The following is a 16506-nucleotide window of genomic DNA, read 5'->3' as shown; positions in this document are numbered from 1 at the left end:
AGATCGCCGCCGCGAGACGGGCCCTGGACACCATCGAGACCGAACTCGCCCACGCCCGCCCCGACGAGGACCGGCCGGAGGCTAGTACCTGTTCTTGTTGATGTTGATGTTGTTGTTGATGTCGCCGGTGGAGAAGTTGATCAGTCCGCCGCAGGCGAGCAGACAGAAGCCGGGGTTGGGGCCGGGCGGCGTCGGGGCGGACGTCACCTGGACGGTCGTGGTGTTGTTGGAGGCGTCGCACTCCGAGTTGCCGTTGTAGGCGGCGGTGATGGTGTGCGAACCGACCGTGCTGAACGTGGTGCTGTAGCTCGCCTGGCCGTTGGCGTTGACGGGCACGGTGTCGAGCTCGTCGCTGCCGTCGAAGAACGTCACGCCGAGTCCGCCCGTGGGGTCGGAGGGGCAGTCGACCGTGGCCGCCAGCAGCACGGAGGCGCCCACCTGGGCGGACTGCGGAGTGGCCGTCACCGTGGTGCTCGACGGTACGGCCCAGGCCGGCGAGGCCAGCCCCAGGACAGCGGCCAGGGCTGTGGCGACGACGAGTCTGCCTCTGCGTGGTGTGATGCGCACCGGTTCGGCTCCTTGTTCGGTTACCGGGCCCGCGGGGCGCGGGCGCCGTGGAGCTTCACGCTAGGGCGCTCTCCTCGGCCCTCCGGGGAGGCGGCGCCCACACATAGCCTGACTGGATCAGTGGCCCGGAACAGTTGTCGGCGACCGGCGGGGAAGTGGTCCGCGGGGCCGTACGAGGTAGGTGCGGCGGCTTCGTTCTCCGTCGTCCGCGTGTCAGATGCCGGGCGCGGCGACCCGGGTGTAGGTCAGGCCGGGGCTCGTGCCGCCCGCCGTGGTGACGGTCACGGTGACCGGGCCCGCGGCTCCGGCGGGTGCCACCGCCGTGATCTGTGTGTCCGACACGACCGTGAACGACACGGCCGTACCGCCGAAGGTGACGGCCGAGGCCGTGGCCAGATTCGTGCCGCTGAGGGTGACCACGGTGCCCGCGCTCGTCGGACCGCTGCTGGGCACCAGCGCGGTCAGGGTGGGCGCGGCGGCATAGGTGAAGGCGACGGGGTTGCTCGTACCGCCCGGGGTGATCACCGTGATCGGTGAACTCCCCGTCCCCGGAGGTGCGGTGGCGGTGATCTGGGTCGCCGACACCACGGTGAAGGAGGTGGCATTGGTGACGCCGAACCGTACGGCGGTGGCGTTGAGCAGACTGCTCCCGGTCAGGGTCACCACCGTGCCACCGGACGCCGGGCCCTGGGCGGGGGCGGCACTGTCGAGGACGGGAGGCGCGGCGTAGAAGAAGAAGGCGTCCGGGGCGCTGGTGCCGCCCGGTGTCGTGACGCTCACGACCGCGGCCCCGGTACTTCCCCCGGGTGTCACGGCGGTGATCTGGGTGGCCGAGTTCACCACGAACGAGGTCGCCGGGACTCCGGCGAAGGTGACCGCCGTGGCCCCGGTGAACCCGGTTCCGGTGAGGGTGACGCTCGTGCCGCCCGCCGTCGGACCGCTGCTGGGCGCGACACTCGTGATCGCCGGCACCGTCGCCACGACATAGGTGAATGTCACCGAGTTGCTGTTGCCGGTCGGGTGCACGACGATCACCGCCGCCGCGCCGGCGGCGCGGGGCGGGCTCACGGCGGTGATCTGGGTGGCCGAGTTGACCACGAAGGACGTGGCGTTGGTGCTGGCGAACCGTACGGCGGTGGACCCCGTCATCCCGGTGCCGGTGAGGGTGACGGTGGTACCCCCGGTGGTGGGTCCTTGCGAAGGACTGATGGTGCTGATCGTTGGCGGCATGAGGGTGCTCCTAAGGCAGCCTGGGCGAAGCCTGGGGTTGACGGCGAGAACCACCGCCGGGGAGGCGGTGGTCCAGGCAGGCTGCCGCCCGGCGGGGGGCCGGGCGGCAGCGGGGGCGGCGGTCAGATACCCGGAGGCGCGACGTAGGTGAACGCGCCGGCGGCCGTGTCGGAGCCGGCCGGGTTGGTCACGACCACGTCGACCGCGCCGGCGGCGCCCGGCGGGGTGACCGCCGAGATCGTGGTGGAGCTCACCAGGGTGAACGGTGCGGGGTTGCCGTCGAAGGTGACCGACTCGGTGGTGCCGAGGTTGGTCCCGGTGATGGTCACACCGGTACCGCCGGACGTCGGCCCGGAGGTGGGCGTGACGGCGGTGACGGTGGGAACGTCCACGTAGGTGTAGGACAGACCGTTGTTCGTTCCGCCCGCGGTGGTCACGCTCACTCCGACGGGGCCGGCCACCGCGCCCGCGGGCACGGCGACGGTGAGCTGGGTGTCGGAGATGACCGTCGGCGTCGCGCTGTTGGCGCCGAACGACACACTGGTCGCCGTCGCCAGCCCGACACCGTTGATGGTGACCGTGTTGCCGCCCGCCAGAGGACCGGAGGTCGGCCCGAGCGAGGACTTGAACGGGGCACCGACGTAGAAGAACGGGATCGGGTTGCTCGTGCCACCCGGGGTGGTCACGGTCACCCCGACGCTCCCGGCGCCCGAGGGCGACACGGCCGTGACCTGGGTCGGCGAGACGTTGGTGACGCCGGTGGCCGACTTCGTGCCGAAGTGGACGGCGGAGGTACCGGACAGGTTCGTCCCGGTGATGGTCACCAGCGTGCCACCGCCGGTGGAACCCTGGTTCGGAGAAATAGGCATGGAGAGACTCCTCGCTGACAGGCGTGGGACAGAAGGACGCAGCAAAGGCTGGGGAGACCGCCGGGCCGCCCTGCGCGGAGGGCCCTCACGGAGGGCGGGCGGCTGAACCGTGCCGCCTGCTCGGAGGAGTTCCCCTGTAGGCAGACAGAGGAAGAACCGGCAGGTGCCGCCCTTTACCGTGATCCCCGGTCTGGGATGGGCGGCCCACCGGTTCGCTGTCTCAAGTACCCCACAGGGAGCCAATGCTGACAAGGTGTCATACGCGGCATTTTTGAACGCGGTACGGGAGCGCCCGTGTACCACCGGCGTGCGCCGTCGGCCTCCGCCAACACCGCCGTCGCGGCACAAAAAAACCAGTCGGCACCGCGCGAGCGGTACCGACTGGCGATCCAACCCCCTCGGGGTGCCCATCGCGACCCCGGCGTACCCGCGCCCTCCCCACGTGTGGAGGACGACGGCCAACTCCGGCGCCACGCTTCCCGAGTGGTACGGGCTGCCCATTGGTTGGAATGCGTCCAGTAACGCAGGATCCGGGCATATGCCACAAGTGCTGGGTTGCCGCATCACCCGATTGGCGTAGCGTGCGCTCCTCATCCCGTTCTACGCCAATTGGTGCTCAAGTGCCCCAACCGCGCCTCGGGAGTGGGGTGTTGGTGTACAGGTCGACGCCCCGTCAGATCCGGGGCATCAGATCGGCCAGGTCCAGGACCCGCCCGTCCCGGGTGCGGATGCTCCCGGCGTCCGGGCCCGCGCCGGCGCCGTACACGGCGTCGCCGTGGAGTTCCAGCCGGCGGCCGATCTCGCGCAGCCGCTCCTGTGCCGGGGCGGGTACGTCGCCGGACTGTGTCGGGCCGACGTTCAGCAGCAGGTTGGAGTCCGCGGCCACGCACCGCAGCAAGGTGTCGATGATCCGGTCCGGGTCCTTGTAGGCCGTGTCGTGCGGTACGTAGCCCCAACTGCTGTTCATCGTCAGGCAGGTCTCGCGCGGTACCGCGAGCAGCGCGCCGGGGTTGAGACCCGAGGTGTTCTCCCCGGGGAGGTCGTTCTCGAAGCCCTGGACGTCCTCGCCCGGCTGAAGGCCGTCTTTGCGGTTGTTGAGGAGTACGGCGTCCGGCTGGAGACGGTGGACGAGGTCGTACAGCTCGGGATAGCGCCACTGCCGGCCGGTCGTGAACCAGCCGGGATGTTCGCGCGGCACGGGCGAGTTGGGCCAGTCGCCGTCGAACCAGATCTGCGCCACCTCCCCGTACTGCGTGCACAACTCCTCGACCTGCCCGAAGAGGAAGGCGAGATAGTCCTCCCAGCCCGCGGCGTCGAGATAGCCGGGGTGGTGCCAGTCCACGAGGGAGACGTAGAAGCCCAGCTCGACGGTGCCGGACTCCCGGCAGGCTTCGGCGAGTTCGGCGATCGGGTCGCGGCCGAACGGAGACCGGGTGATCTTGAAGTCGGACAGCGCGGTGTCGTACATCGAGAAGCCGTCGTGATGGCGGCTGGTGATGGTGAGGTAGCGCTGACCGGCCGCCTCCGCCAGGGCCACGAGCTCTCTGGCGTCGAAGGCGGCGGGGTTGAAGAGCCTGGCCAGCGGCGCGTACTCGGCCGCCGGAATCCGGGCGAGGACCTGCTCCCACTCGCCGCGGCCGATCATCGAGTACAGGCCCCAGTGGACGAACATGCCGAACCGGGCGTCGCGGTAGCGGTCGAGCCCCCGGGGGCTGGCCTGCAGAGTCATCGGGTCACCTCGCACCTCGTACGGGCCGCCGTTCGGCGCCTTCCACGGTCCCCAGGCCCTGTCCGGCGGACAGGACCCAACCCTATGCCCCGCGGAATCGGGCATCGCGCCCACTGTGTCGGCCGTACGTACCGCGAGGAAACGGCGGCATCGGGCCGGGTGCGGGCGGGTCCGCCACCGGGCTGCGCGGCTACGGTCTGCGGGCGGCGACGGCGCGGCGGATCGTGAAGGCGGCGGCTCCGGCCGCCAGGACGGCGGCGCCCGGGACGACCGACGTCAGGGGCAGGGCGAAGGCGAGCACCAGACAGCCGGCCAGCCCGAGAGCGGGGACGAGGCGCGCGGGGCGCCCCTCGTCCGGGGTGAGGGTCCGGGCGGAGGCGTTGGCGACGGCGTAGTAGACCAGCACCCCGAAGGACGAGAAGCCGATCGCCCCGCGCAGGTCCGCCGTCGCGGCGACGACCGCCACCACGGCACCGACCGCGAGTTCGGCCCGGTGCGGCACCTTGAAGCGCGGGTGCACGGCGGCCAGGGCGTGCGGCAGGTGCCGGTCGCGGGCCATCGCGAGTGTGGTGCGGGAGACGCCGAGGATCAGCGCGAGCAGTGAGCCGAGCGCGGCGACCGCCGCCCCGGCCGTCACCACCGGCACCAGCCACTCGGCTCCCGCCGCCCGGACCGCGTCCGACAGCGGCGCGTCCGCGTCCGACAGCCTCTCCGGGCCCAGGACCGTCAGGGCGGCGACGGCGATGACGGCGTAGACGGCGAGCGTGATGCCGAGCGCGATCGGTACCGCCCTGGGGATGGTCCGGGCCGGATCGCGGACCTCCTCGCCGAGGGTGGCGATACGCGCGTACCCGGCGAAGGCGAAGAACAGCAGCCCCGCCGCCTGGAGCACCCCGCCCGCGGTGGCGTCGTCACCGATGACCAGCCGGCCCGCGTCCGGGGCGCCGGAGGTGAACACGGCGACGGCCACCGCCGCGAGCACCGCGAGGACGACGCCCACGATCACTCGGGTCAGCAGCGCGGACTTCCGCACCCCCGCGTAGTTCACCGCGGTCAGCGCCACCACCGCGGCGACCGCCACCGCCCGGGCCTGGTCCGGCCACACGTACGAGCCGACGGTGAGCGCCATGGCCGCGCAGGAGGCGGTCTTGCCGACGACGAAACTCCATCCGGCCAGATGGCCCCAGAAGTCGCCGAGCCGCTCGCGCCCGTACACGTAGGTGCCGCCCGATGCCGGGTAACGGGCGGCGAGCCGGGCGGAGGAGGTGGCGTTGCAGTACGCCACCACCGCGGCCAGGACCAGGCCGAGCAGCAGCCCGGAGCCGGCGGCGCGCGCCGCCGGAGCCAGGGCGGCGAAGATCCCCGCGCCGATCATCGCGCCCAGCCCGATCGTCACGGCGTCGGACAGCCCCAGCCGCCGCTCCAGCTCTCCCGGCGTCTCCGCGTCCGCCGGTGGCCCGCCCATCAGCTCACCCCTCGCGGCCCCGAGGGACCATCAGAGGGTTTTCCCGGGTGCCGCCGAACATGCCCCCACACCTTCGCTGTCGCAATCCATGCGAAATGGGACACTTCCGCCGCATGGCCGGTTCGAGGACGAGAACGGCGCACCGCCTCGTCCGGGAAGGGCCGGCCGGCAACTGCCGGGCCTCCGGCGTGCCGCCGGCATCCGGCGGCACCGGACGAGTGGGGGAACATGACACAAGGGAACGAGCCGGCCGAGTCACGCCACCCGAACACGGGGGAGAGGATCGCCGGCTGGGCCGCCGTCCGCCTCGGCCGGCGCGGCCCCGGTACGAGCCTGCTGCGCCGGGTCTTCCCCGACCACTGGTCCTTCCTGCTCGCGGAGATCGCGCTCTGCGCCTTCATCGTCCTGCTCCTCACCGGCGTGTACCTCTCCCTGTACTTCCACCCCTCGTCGGACCTGACCGTCTACGACGGCAGCTACGCCCCGCTGCGCGGCCGGACGGTGTCGGAGGCGTTCAGCTCCACCCTGGACATCTCCTTCGACGTCCGCGGTGGCCTGCTCATCCGCCAGGTACACCACTGGGCGGCCCTGATCCTCGCCGCGAGCCTGCTCGCCAACCTGATGCGGGTCTTCTTCACCGGCGCCTTCCGCAAGCCCCGCGAACTCCACTGGGCCTGCGCCTTCCTGCTCCTGATCCTGGCCATGTTCGCCGGTCTGACCGGGTACGACCTGCCGGACGACGGACTGTCCGGAACCGGACTCGCCATCGTCAACGGCACGATCCTCTCCACGCCGGTCATCGGCACCTACCTGTCGATGTTCCTCTTCGGCGGGGAGTTCCCGGGCGACGACCTCGTGGCACGCTTCAACACCATCCACATCCTGATCATCCCAGGCCTCATGGCGGCACTCTTCGCCGCCGCGGTGTTCCTGTCCTTCCGCCACCGGCGCCCGCAGTACCCCGGCCCCGGACGCACGAACGACAACGTCGTCGGCCTCCCCTTCCCCGTGTACGCGGTGAAGGCGGCGGGTCTCCTCGCCATGGTCGTCGGCCTGCTCTTCGTCCTCGGGGCCGTCGCCCAGATCAACCCCGTCTGGCTGTACGGGCCCTACCACCCGAACCAGGTCGGGGCGGGTGCGCAACCGGACTGGTACATGGGCGTCGCCGACGGCCTGCTCCGCGTCATGCCGGGCTGGGAGATCAACTACTGGGGCCACACCCTCGCCCTGGACAACTTCCTCCCGCTCCTGGTCGGCGTCGCCTTCTACCTGGCCCTCGGTCTCTACCCGGTACTCGAAGCCTGGGTCACCGGCGACCACCGCGAACACCATCTCCTGGACAGGCCCCGCAACCGCCCGGTGCGCACCGCCCTCGGAGCCGCGTGGCTCAGCGTGTACGCGGTGGCCCTGGCCGGCTGGGCGAACGACCTGATCGCCACTCACTTCCATCTGTCGCTCAACGTGGTGACCTGGGCGGTGCGCTTCGGCCTGTTCGCCGCACCCGTCGTCGTGTACGTCGTGACGAAGCGGGCGGCGCTCGGCCTCCAGCGGCGGGACCGCGACAAGGTCCTGCACGGCCGCGAGACGGGCACCCTCACCCGCCTCATCCACGGCGAGTACGCCGAGGCCCACGAACCCCTCAGCCAGGCGCGGTTGTACACCCTCACCGGGCACGAGCAGTACACCCCCCTGCCCCCGGCGGAACTCGGCGACGGCGCCACACCCACCCGCACGCAGTCGCTGCGAGCGAGGCTGAGCCGCGGCTTCTACGGCGAAGCGACGCAGATCCCCAAGCCGACGGCACGGGAGTACCGGGAGATCACGGACCGGAACCATCCGTGACGACGTGCTCCTGGGCCCCTCGCGCACCCGACGGCTCATCGCGGGATTCGCGAACCGAGGGGGCCCGCGCACCGGACGCGCGCCTCGACGCCCTCACCGGCCGTGAACGCGGGGTCATGCGGTTGGTCGCGGCCGGCGGACAGAGGGCCGGTCCGCGCGTCACGGTGTGGCGTGGCCCTCCGGAGAGGCCATCGTGGCCGGGGTGAAGCAGGTGTTGTCGGCCGGTGCCCCCTCGTGCTCCTTGCCGTCGTCGTCCCGGTACCGCCAGGTGAAGCGCAGGCCGCGGGCGGAGGTGATGTCGGCGCTGTCCATGAGCTGGAAGTGCACGTGCGGTTCCGAGGAGTTTCCCGAGTTGCCGCATTCGGCCAGTGTCTGGCCCTCCGTCACCCGGTCGCCCACGGCCACCTTCGACGAGCGGCGCCGCAGGTGCGCGAGGACCGCGTAGGCCCCGTCCCCCAGGTCGAGGACGATGTGGTTGCCCAGCAGGTGGCGGGGCGCGCCGAGCGAGCGGATGAACGTCTCGGCCATGACGTAGAACAGTCCGCCCAGAGAGGTCCGTGAGAGATGGTCACGCTGGGAGTCGGAGACCGCCACGACGCGGGCTTCCGCGGGGGCGTGCACCGGTTCACCGAACGACGGGTAGGACTCGGGGCGCAGGGCCACCGGCCAGAGCCACACGGGCTCCGGCGCCGGGCGCCGGGCGAGGTCGATGGCGTAGGTCTGGGCCAGGTTGTGGGTGTGGCTGGGGACCTTGGTCGTGGGCCCGTTGCGTGCCATCCAGCGGCCGGTGACCGGGACGGAGAGGGCTCGCGGCGGGGGCTCCTCGCCGGACGGCCGTTGCCCGAGAGTCATCGCGCGGCGCATCAGGACGCCGATGACCAGCAGGGCGACCCCGGTGAACCACAGCGGCCCCACGCCCCGCCCGTTGACGAGGACGCACACGGCGCCCGCGGCCACCACGAGACCGTGGCGCTTCCAGAGAGTCTGCAACATCGCGCCTTTCACGAGATGAGCTGTGCGACAGGACCTCAGCATTCCAGATCCTGGCCCAACTCTCATCAGTTCTTACGTACTTGCGCAATCGCGTAGATCGGTTTTAGTGTCTGCGACCACGAAGCCTCGACACGGTGGGAGCGCAGATGGGCGCCGAGGGCACGTTCCGCACGAGCACGCCGTCGGTCGCGATCGATGCCGTCGGCCGGTACCTTCCGGACCGCACCCGGTCCGTCGCCGAGCTGCCCGAACTCGCGGACCTGGCCGAGGCGGACCGTCTCACCTGCCTCCGGCTCGGTATCGACACCGTGGCGGTGGCGGAGGACCTCACCGCCGCCGACCTGGCGGAGCGTGCCGCGGGCGCCGCGCTGGAGTCCGCCGGGGTACCGGCCGCCGCCCTCGGCGCGCTGATCCTGGTCGAGCCGCGCGCTCCGCAGACCCTGATCAGCTCGGAGGCGACCAGACTCCAGCACGTGCTCGGTGCCGAGAACGCGCTCACCTTCTCGGTCGGCGGCCTCGGCTGTGTCTCTTCAACTCCCGCGCTGCTGGCGGCACGTGGCCTGCTGGCCGCCGACCCCGGGCTCGGCCCCGTCCTCGTCGTCCACGGCAGCAAACCCGCCGGCGAGCACCGCTACCGGCACCCGGTGACCGTCAACGGCGACAGCGGCCTGGCGCTGCTGCTCCGGCGCCCCCACGACGCGGCGCCGCTGCGGATCCTCGACATCGCGCAGCACACCAACGGCCGGTACTGGAACCTCTTCGGCCTGGAGTACCGCGACCGGCCCACCGCGCAGTGGCGCGAGGAGTGCACGGACCTGCCCGGATACTCCTTCCGGCTCGCCATGGAGAGCAGACAGCGCCTCGCCGCCCTGGTGGCCGATCTGCTGGCACGCAACGGGCTCACCCGGACCGACATCGCCGGTTACGTCAGCCAGAACCTCTCGGCCGGCGGCATGGCGTTCACCGAGGAAATCCTGGACATCACCCTGCTGCCCTCCTGCCGCGACAACCTCCGCGGCCTCGGACACCAGGGCCCCAACGACACGTTTCTCAACCTCCGTACCGCCCTGGCCCGCAAGGAGCTGGCCGAGGGAGACCTGGCCGTGCTCATCAACGTGAGTCCGGTGGCGGCGTGGAGCGTCCTGCTGGTCGAGACAGGTCCGCAGAACGGACCGGGGAGCTTCGCATGACTCATGGACCCGAGGAGACGACCAAGGAGATCACCCGGTTCCTGACCGACGCGCTGCGCCGCCCCATCGGTCCCGACGACGACTACTTCGCGCTCGGGCTGGTCGACTCGCTGTTCGCGCTGGAGCTGGTCACCTATGTCGAGGAACGGTTCGCGCTGACCGTCGAGGTGGAGGACCTCGACCTGGACAGCTTCCGCACCGCGCACCGCCTCACCGCCTTCGTCCTCGGCAAGACCGGCGGCGACGAGACAGGCGACGAGACCGGCCCGGCGACGGGCGGCGGCGCGACCGGCGGCGACGAGCCCGCCCGGATCCACGCCGGTGACTGAGACCGTGGGCCTGACCGCGACATCCGCACTGGTCGAGGCCGCCGCCGAACTGGCCGCCGGTGTCCGGACAGCGGCGGGGGAGTGGGACACCGACGGCAAGGTCCCGCCGGACGTCCTGCGGAGCCTCGCGCGGACGGGACTGCTCGCCGCCGACCTGCCCGCCCACTACGGCGGCGGAGATCTGACACCCGGTCAACTGGGCGAGGTCGCCGCCCATCTGGGCGGGGTGTGCAGCGCCCTGCGGGGCCTGCTCACCGTGCAGTCGATGGTCGCCGCCGCGCTGCTGCGCTGGGGGACCCGCGAACAACGTGCCCACTGGCTCCCGCAGTTGGCCGAGGGGACCCTGACGGCCGGCTTCGCGGCCACCGAGGACGGCGCGGGCAGCGCGCTCGGCGAGGTGCGCACGGAGATCGAGGAGTCGGGGGACGGTGCCACGCTCACCGTCACGGGCCGCAAGAAGTGGATCACGTTCGGGCAGTCCGCGGACATCCTCCTCGTACTCGGCCGCTGCGACGGCAGGCCCACCACCGTCCTGGTGGAGACCGACCGCCCGGGTGTGCGCCGGGAGCCCGTCCGGGGACAGCTCGGCATGCGCGCGGCCGGGATCGCCCATGTCACCCTGGACGCCGTCCGGGTGCCCGCCGACCACCGCATCGGACCGCCGGGAGTCGGCCTGTCGCACATCGCGGCGACAGCGCTCGACCACGGCCGCTACACGGTCGCCTGGGGTTGCGTCGGCATGGCCGAGGCGTGCGTCGCCGACGCCGCCGCGCACGCCGCCGGCCGCCGGCAGGGCGACACGCCCCTCGGCCGGCACCAGTCCGTCGGCGCGTTGCTGGCCCGCACCGCCGTACGGGCCGCCGGCGCGCGCGAACTCTGCGCCGCGGCCGGCCGCGCGCGGGCCGGGGGACCGGGCCACGGCGTCACCGAGACGATCATGGCGAAGTACGCCGCTGCCGCCGCCTGTGCCGCCGCCGGACGCGACGGCGTGCAGATCCTCGGCGCCGCAGGGTGCGCCCCGGACAGCCGCGTCGGGCGTCACTACCGGGACGCCAAGGTCATGGAGATCATCGAAGGAGCCCAGGAAGTGGCCGAATCCCACATAGCCGCACACCTCTTGCGCCGGTTCGGAGCGGTCGCGTGACGGCCCCGGGGAGCAGGCCCACCGTCAAGTGCCTGGTCTGGGACCTCGACGACACCCTGTGGGACGGCGTCGTACTGGAGGGCGACGACCCGCGGCCCTTCCCGCACGTCCCGGCGGCCCTGAGCACCCTGGACTCCCGCGGCATCCTGCACGCGGCCGTCAGCCGCGGCGACCACGACGTGGCCACCGCCCACCTCGACGCCTGCGGACTCGCCGACTGGTTCTGCGCGGTGCGCATCGGCTGGGGCGACAAGGCCGCCGAGGTCCGCCACATCGCCGAAACGCTCAACATCGGTCTCGACACCGTCGCGTTCATCGACAACGACCCCGCCGAACGCGCCCAGGTCAACGCCGAACTGCCCATGGTCCGCTGCTACTCCGCCGAATTCGCGGGACGCCTCGCCGCACGCCCCGAGTTCAGCCCCGTCCACGTGACGGCGGAGGCCGCCGGGCGGCGTCAGCTCTACCGCACGGAGTGGCGCCGCCGGCAGGCCGAGGAGGAGTCGGGCGCCGACCGGGGTGAGTTCCTCGCGTCCCTCGAACTCGTCATGGAGATATCCCCGGCCACCGAGAACGATCTCGCCCGCGCCAGCGAACTCACCGTACGCACCAACCAGCTCAACAGCACCGGCCTGATCTACACCGAGGACGAACTGCGCCGGCTCAGCGCCTCGCCCGACCACGAGATCCTGCTGGCCCGGCTCAAGGACCGTTTCGGCGACTACGGCATCGTCGGCCTCTCCGTCACGGAACTCACCCCGGACGAGTCGGTGCTGCGGCTGATGCTGATGTCCTGCCGCGTCGCCTCACGCGGCGCGAGCGGACTGATGCTGGCGCACCTCATCCGGCGGGCCCGCGACGGGGGCCGCAGACCGGTGACGCACTTCGTACCGACCGCCGTGAACCGCAACATGCTGGTCACGCTGCGCTTCGCCGGATACGCACCGGCCGGCTCGGATCCCGGAGGCACGGGGCCCACGGTCCTCGAAGTGCCCGCCGACCACCCGGTCCCGGAGCCCGGCGGCCATGTCCGCCTGCTCGTCCGGAACGCGTGAGGAGGCCGCAGTGACGACCACCCGGCCCGAGCCGCTGCTGGACGCGTTCCTCGCCCAGGTCTCCCGCGCCCCCTCGGCCACCGCGCTCCTCGTCGGCGACACGTCGCTCTCCTACCGCGAGCTCGCCGACGCCTCCGCCGGTCTCGCCGGACTGCTGCGCGAAGCCGGTGCCCGTACCGGCAGCACCGTGTGCGTCCGCCTGGAACAGAGCGCCCTCGCCGTCGTCGCCGTGCTCGCGGCCCTGCGGGTGGGCGCCGCCTGGGCCGCGCTGGAGCCGGACCTGCCGGTGGCCCGGCTGCGCGCCCTCCTGAACGACACCGACTGCGCCGTGGTCATCGGCACCCGCGACGACCGGGACCTGGCCCGGCTCCCGGACACACCGCCGCTGCTGGCCGCCGAGGACCTCGACCTCTCCGCCCTGGCCGAGGCCGGAGCCGGTGTCGCCGAGAACCCGGCCCCGGCGGTTCTGGAGACCGCGCCCGCCTATCTCATCTACACCTCGGGCTCCAGCGGCCCGCCCAAGGGCGTCCTGGTGAGCCGCGGTCAGCTCGCCGACTCCGTCCGCCCGCGCGGCGCCGTCTACGGCACCGAACCGTCGGTGTTCCTCATGGCGATGCGCCTGTCCTTCGACGGCATGCTCGCCGGTATGTTCTGGTCGTTCTCCCAGGGCCACACCGTGCTGCTGCCCACCGCGCGCGAACTGCGTCTGGCACCCGAGTTCGTCCTGCTCGCCGGCCGGCACCGGGTCACCCACCTCGTCGTCGTGCCCTCCTACTACCGGCTGCTGCTGGCGGACCCGGGCCGGCTCCCCGACACCCTGCGGGTGGTGGTCGTCGCCGGAGAGGTCTGCACACCCGAACTGGTCGCGAGCCACCGCGCGCGGCTGCCCGGCGCCCGGCTGGCCAACGAGTACGGGCCCACCGAGACCGTCGTCTCCTGCACGGTGGAGGACCGGCCCGACCCGGCGGCGGAGCGCGTCCCCATCGGACACCCGTGGCCCGGCGCCACCGCCCACGTACTGGACGACGAACTGCGCGAGGTGGCCGACGGGGAGACCGGCGAGCTGTACATCGGCGGCGCCTTCGTCGCCCTCGGCTACGCCCGCGCACCCGGCGCCACCGCCGAACGCTTCGTCGCCTCCCCCTTCGGCCCCGCCGGAGCCCGCCTCTACCGCACCGGCGACCTCGCCCGCCGCGACGGCAACGGCGCCCTGCACTACCACGGCCGGACGGACCAGCAGGTGAAGATCCGCGGCGCCCGCGTCGAACTGGGGGACATCGAGGCCGCGATCGAGACGCACCCGGCGGTCGACCAGGCCGTCGTGGTCTGTACGCGGCCCACGGCCGACGCGCCGACGCTGACCGCGTTCCTCTCCGCCGCGCCGGGGCGGACGCTCCCGGACCCGCGGGAACTGCGCAGGCACTGCCGGCTCCAGCTCGTCGAACAGGCCCTGCCGACCGGCTTCGTGCCGACCGACCGGATGCCGCTCACCTCCACCGGCAAGGTGGACCGGACGGCGCTGGCCGCTCTGGTGCCCGCCGCCGGGGGACAGGTGCCCGGGCCGGAGAACGACGACGGCTGGACCGACCTCCAGCACACCCTCAGGACGGTGTGGGCCGACGTACTGGGGCACCCGGACACGGGCGTGGACGAGAACTTCTTCGGCGTCGGCGGCAATTCGCTCAAGGTGCTGGAGCTGTACAGCGCGCTCGAGGAGCGGTGGCCCGGAACGGTGCGCGCCGGAGAGCTGTTCGACCTCACCACCATCGCGGCCCAGGCCCGCGCCATCGGGGAGCGCGTCCAGGGCGGTTCCGGCGACGCCGCAGAGCAGGCCCCGCAGACGGTCCGCCGCCCCGCCCCGGTCGCCTACGAGCTGTGATGAAGGAGCAGTCCGCGTGAACGTGCAGACAACTGGTGCCGCCACGGCCGACATCGCGGTCATCGGTATCGCGACCCGGCTGCCCGAGGCCGCCGATCTCGACACGCTGCGCGCGAACCTGCGCGCCGGCCGGGACTCCGTACGGCCCGCGCCTCCCGGGCGCGTCGCCGCCACCGGCCTCGACGCGTCGCTCGACTACCCGGACATGGGCTACCTGGACCGGATCGACCTCTTCGACCACGAACTCTTCGGTCTCTCCCGGTACGAGGCCGAGGTGACCGACCCCCAGCACCGGCTGGCACTGCATCTGACCCAGGAGGCGCTGGAGAACGCCGGATACACCCCCGCCGCACTGCGCGACAGCCGGACGGCGGTGATCTTCAGCTCGCCCGGCAACGGATACCTGCCGTTCGTGAGCGAACCGGGCACCCTCAGCCTCATGGGCAACATGCCCTTCGCCCTGCCGGCCCGTATCTCCCACCTCTTCGCGTTGACCGGCCCCTGCTACGGCGTGGACACCGGGTGCAACGGATCGCTCGTGGCCGTGCACCAGGGCTGTCGCGAACTCAGGGACGGCGAGGCGGACCACGCCGTGGTCGGCGGCGTGAGCCTGCGTCACTTCGTCGCCCCGGCGGCGGCCGTCGACGACTTCCCCGGCATCGCCTCACCGACCGCCCGCTCCCGGGCCTTCGACGAGGCGGCGGACGGCGCGGGCGCGGGGGAGGGCGGCGCGGTACTGCTGCTCACGACCCTCGAACGGGCCCTGGACGAGGGCGCGTTCGTCCACGCGGTGATCCGGGGCACCGCCACCGCGCACAACGGCCGCCACTCCGCCACCATCGCCACGCCCAGCGCCCGCGCGCAGGCCGACGTCATCGCACGGGCCTGGGACCGGGCCGGACTCGACATCCGTACGGCCGGATACCTGGAGGCGCACGGCTCCGGCACCCGGCTCGGCGACGCCGTCGAGGTGGAAGGGCTGGCGCTCGCCCGGCGGGGGAAGCGCGAACCGCTCGCCATCGGCTCCCTCAAGACCAACCTCGGCCACCTCGACCACGCGGCCGGCATCTCCGGGCTGGTCAAGGCGATCCTCAGCGTGCGGCACGGAGAGCTGTACCCGTCCCTGCACTTCCGGCAGGCCGCGGCGGAGGTCGACCTCGTCGGGGCCGAGCTGGAGGTGGTGACCGCGCTGCGGCCGTGGCGGACCGAGGGCGTACGCCGGGCGGGCGTCAGCTCGTTCAGCCTCGGCGGCGTCAACGCCCACTGCGTCGTCGAGCAACCGCCCGCGCGGCCCGTCGCCGAGCCGGACGGGGCACCGCGCGTGGTCGGGGTCTCGGGACGTACCGAGGCCGATCTGTACGCGCTGTGCGAGCGCCTCTCGGTGGAGCTGCGCACCAGCCCGCTCCCGTTCGGGGACATCGCCTGGACCCTGAACACCGGACGGGAGCACCACCCCTTCCGCGTGGGTGTGGTGGCCGACGGGACACGGAACCTCGCCACCGAGCTGGCCGCGGCGGTCACCTGGGGCAGACTCGCCCCCGCCGCCACGCCGCCCGCCCGGCCCCGCGTCGTCCTCCTGCTCTCCGGCGACGCGCGACCGCCCGCCGCGACCGGTGACTCCGCTGAGCCCGCCCCGCTCCCCGAGACGCTGCGGCTCCCGGCCGCGCACGCCGACGCCGTACGCGGACAACTGGCCGCCCACGCCGACCTCGTCCGGGCCGGGATCGCGCCGGACGGGCTGATCAGCTCCGGGGTCTCCCGCTACGCGGTCCGCCACCTGGGCGGCACCCTCACCGAGGAGGACATCAGGGATCTCGCGAACGGCGACATCACCGTCTCACCCGTGGACCCCGGCCGGCTGCGGGCCGCCGCCGACGAGCAACTGGCCCTCGGACCGGTCGCTTTCGTGGAACTGGGCAGCGGCGGGGAGCTGAGCGATCTCCTCGCGGACCACCTCGCCGGCCGCCCCGACGCCCATGTGCTCACCGCGGGACCCGGGACGGGCGGGGTGCCCGGCATGCTGGCGCGGCTCTACGAACTGGGGCACGACCTCGACTGGGCCGCGCAGACCCCGGCGGCGCGCCGCGTACCGCTGCCGGGCCCGCCGTTCCGGGGCGTACCCTGCTGGGCGCGACGGACCGGCGAGACCCCCGCGGCCTCCGCCTCCGCCGCGCCGCCGGACACCGCGCTCGTCCCCCGGGCACCCGCGGTACC

Annotated in this window: 13 protein-coding genes; 7 read left to right on the top strand and 6 right to left on the bottom strand. The window is 72.6% G+C overall.

Annotated elements, in window-relative coordinates; genetic code table 11:
- Positions 1 to 81 precede the first annotated feature (81 nt).
- From GXP76_RS25610 to GXP76_RS25590, 5 genes are all read right to left on the bottom strand, one after another.
- Positions 82 to 567 (bottom strand): Ig-like domain-containing protein, encoded by a 486-nt coding sequence (locus tag GXP76_RS25610; RefSeq protein WP_242573960.1) that lies wholly within the window; start codon positions 565 to 567, stop codon positions 82 to 84.
- 213 nt (positions 568 to 780) lie between these two features.
- A complete protein-coding gene (locus tag GXP76_RS25605; RefSeq protein WP_242573959.1) occupies positions 781 to 1797 on the bottom strand; it encodes an IPT/TIG domain-containing protein in 1017 nt (338 codons plus the stop codon).
- Between the two features lie 122 nt (positions 1798 to 1919).
- A complete protein-coding gene (locus tag GXP76_RS25600; RefSeq protein ID WP_242573958.1) occupies positions 1920 to 2666 on the bottom strand; it encodes an IPT/TIG domain-containing protein in 747 nt (248 codons plus the stop codon).
- Positions 2667 to 3339: 673 nt separating this feature from the next.
- Positions 3340 to 4395 carry an alpha-L-fucosidase gene (locus GXP76_RS25595; protein ID WP_242573957.1) on the bottom strand — a complete coding sequence of 352 codons (1056 nt, stop codon included), beginning with the start codon at positions 4393 to 4395 and terminating at the stop codon, positions 3340 to 3342.
- A 190-nt stretch (positions 4396 to 4585) separates the two neighbouring features.
- Complete coding sequence (locus GXP76_RS25590) at positions 4586 to 5860, bottom strand: APC family permease (protein ID WP_242573956.1); 1275 nt, start codon at positions 5858 to 5860, stop codon at positions 4586 to 4588.
- A 228-nt stretch (positions 5861 to 6088) separates the two neighbouring features.
- Between GXP76_RS25590 and GXP76_RS25585 the strand changes: the two genes are divergently transcribed.
- Positions 6089 to 7702 carry a cytochrome bc complex cytochrome b subunit gene (locus tag GXP76_RS25585; protein WP_242573955.1) on the top strand — a complete coding sequence of 538 codons (1614 nt, stop codon included), beginning with the start codon at positions 6089 to 6091 and terminating at the stop codon, positions 7700 to 7702.
- Positions 7703 to 7861: 159 nt separating this feature from the next.
- Here the strand turns inward: GXP76_RS25585 and GXP76_RS25580 are convergent, their stop codons facing one another.
- On the bottom strand, positions 7862 to 8695 hold the full coding sequence (locus tag GXP76_RS25580; protein WP_242573954.1) for a M23 family metallopeptidase: 834 nt from the start codon (positions 8693 to 8695) through the stop codon (positions 7862 to 7864).
- 146 nt (positions 8696 to 8841) lie between these two features.
- Between GXP76_RS25580 and GXP76_RS25575 the strand changes: the two genes are divergently transcribed.
- The 6 genes from GXP76_RS25575 to GXP76_RS25550 all read left to right on the top strand — a co-directional run.
- Positions 8842 to 9885: a 3-oxoacyl-ACP synthase gene (locus GXP76_RS25575; RefSeq protein ID WP_277993826.1), complete on the top strand. Its 1044-nt coding sequence runs from the start codon at positions 8842 to 8844 to the stop codon at positions 9883 to 9885.
- Complete coding sequence (locus GXP76_RS25570; RefSeq protein ID WP_242573952.1) at positions 9882 to 10214, top strand: acyl carrier protein; 333 nt, start codon at positions 9882 to 9884, stop codon at positions 10212 to 10214. Before GXP76_RS25575 ends, GXP76_RS25570 begins: the two co-directional genes overlap by 4 nt.
- Positions 10207 to 11358 (top strand): acyl-CoA dehydrogenase family protein, encoded by a 1152-nt coding sequence (locus tag GXP76_RS25565; RefSeq protein ID WP_242573951.1) that lies wholly within the window; start codon positions 10207 to 10209, stop codon positions 11356 to 11358. Before GXP76_RS25570 ends, GXP76_RS25565 begins: the two co-directional genes overlap by 8 nt.
- A complete protein-coding gene (locus GXP76_RS25560; protein ID WP_242573950.1) occupies positions 11355 to 12413 on the top strand; it encodes an HAD family hydrolase in 1059 nt (352 codons plus the stop codon). Before GXP76_RS25565 ends, GXP76_RS25560 begins: the two co-directional genes overlap by 4 nt.
- A 10-nt stretch (positions 12414 to 12423) precedes the next feature.
- Positions 12424 to 14292: a non-ribosomal peptide synthetase gene (locus tag GXP76_RS25555; protein WP_242573949.1), complete on the top strand. Its 1869-nt coding sequence runs from the start codon at positions 12424 to 12426 to the stop codon at positions 14290 to 14292.
- A gap of 16 nt (positions 14293 to 14308) precedes the next feature.
- Positions 14309 to 16506, top strand: a 2198-nt coding sequence (locus GXP76_RS25550) for a polyketide synthase (protein ID WP_242573948.1), incomplete at its 3' end; no start/stop codon positions are given.

Source organism: Streptomyces sp. NP-1717 (assembly GCF_022695985.1).
Classification (GTDB): Bacteria; Actinomycetota; Actinomycetes; order Streptomycetales; family Streptomycetaceae; genus Streptomyces.
The sequence above is the reverse complement of the archived record's forward strand: the minus strand, read 5'-3'. Positions and strand labels throughout refer to the sequence as shown.

What these genes read in the sequence shown, in the direction of transcription:
- GXP76_RS25605 (WP_242573959.1), bottom strand. Translation starts at nt 1,797, where the DNA reads ATGCCGCCAACGATCAGCACCATCAGTCCTTCGCAAGGACCCACCACC.
- GXP76_RS25600 (WP_242573958.1), bottom strand. Translation starts at nt 2,666, where the DNA reads ATGCCTATTTCTCCGAACCAGGGTTCCACCGGCGGTGGCACGCTGGTG.
- GXP76_RS25595 (WP_242573957.1), bottom strand. Translation starts at nt 4,395, where the DNA reads ATGACTCTGCAGGCCAGCCCCCGGGGGCTCGACCGCTACCGCGACGCC.
- GXP76_RS25590 (WP_242573956.1), bottom strand. Translation starts at nt 5,860, where the DNA reads ATGGGCGGGCCACCGGCGGACGCGGAGACGCCGGGAGAGCTGGAGCGG.
- GXP76_RS25585 (WP_242573955.1), top strand. Translation starts at nt 6,089, where the DNA reads ATGACACAAGGGAACGAGCCGGCCGAGTCACGCCACCCGAACACGGGG.
- GXP76_RS25580 (WP_242573954.1), bottom strand. Translation starts at nt 8,695, where the DNA reads ATGTTGCAGACTCTCTGGAAGCGCCACGGTCTCGTGGTGGCCGCGGGC.
- GXP76_RS25575 (WP_277993826.1), top strand. Translation starts at nt 8,842, where the DNA reads ATGGGCGCCGAGGGCACGTTCCGCACGAGCACGCCGTCGGTCGCGATC.
- GXP76_RS25570 (WP_242573952.1), top strand. Translation starts at nt 9,882, where the DNA reads ATGACTCATGGACCCGAGGAGACGACCAAGGAGATCACCCGGTTCCTG.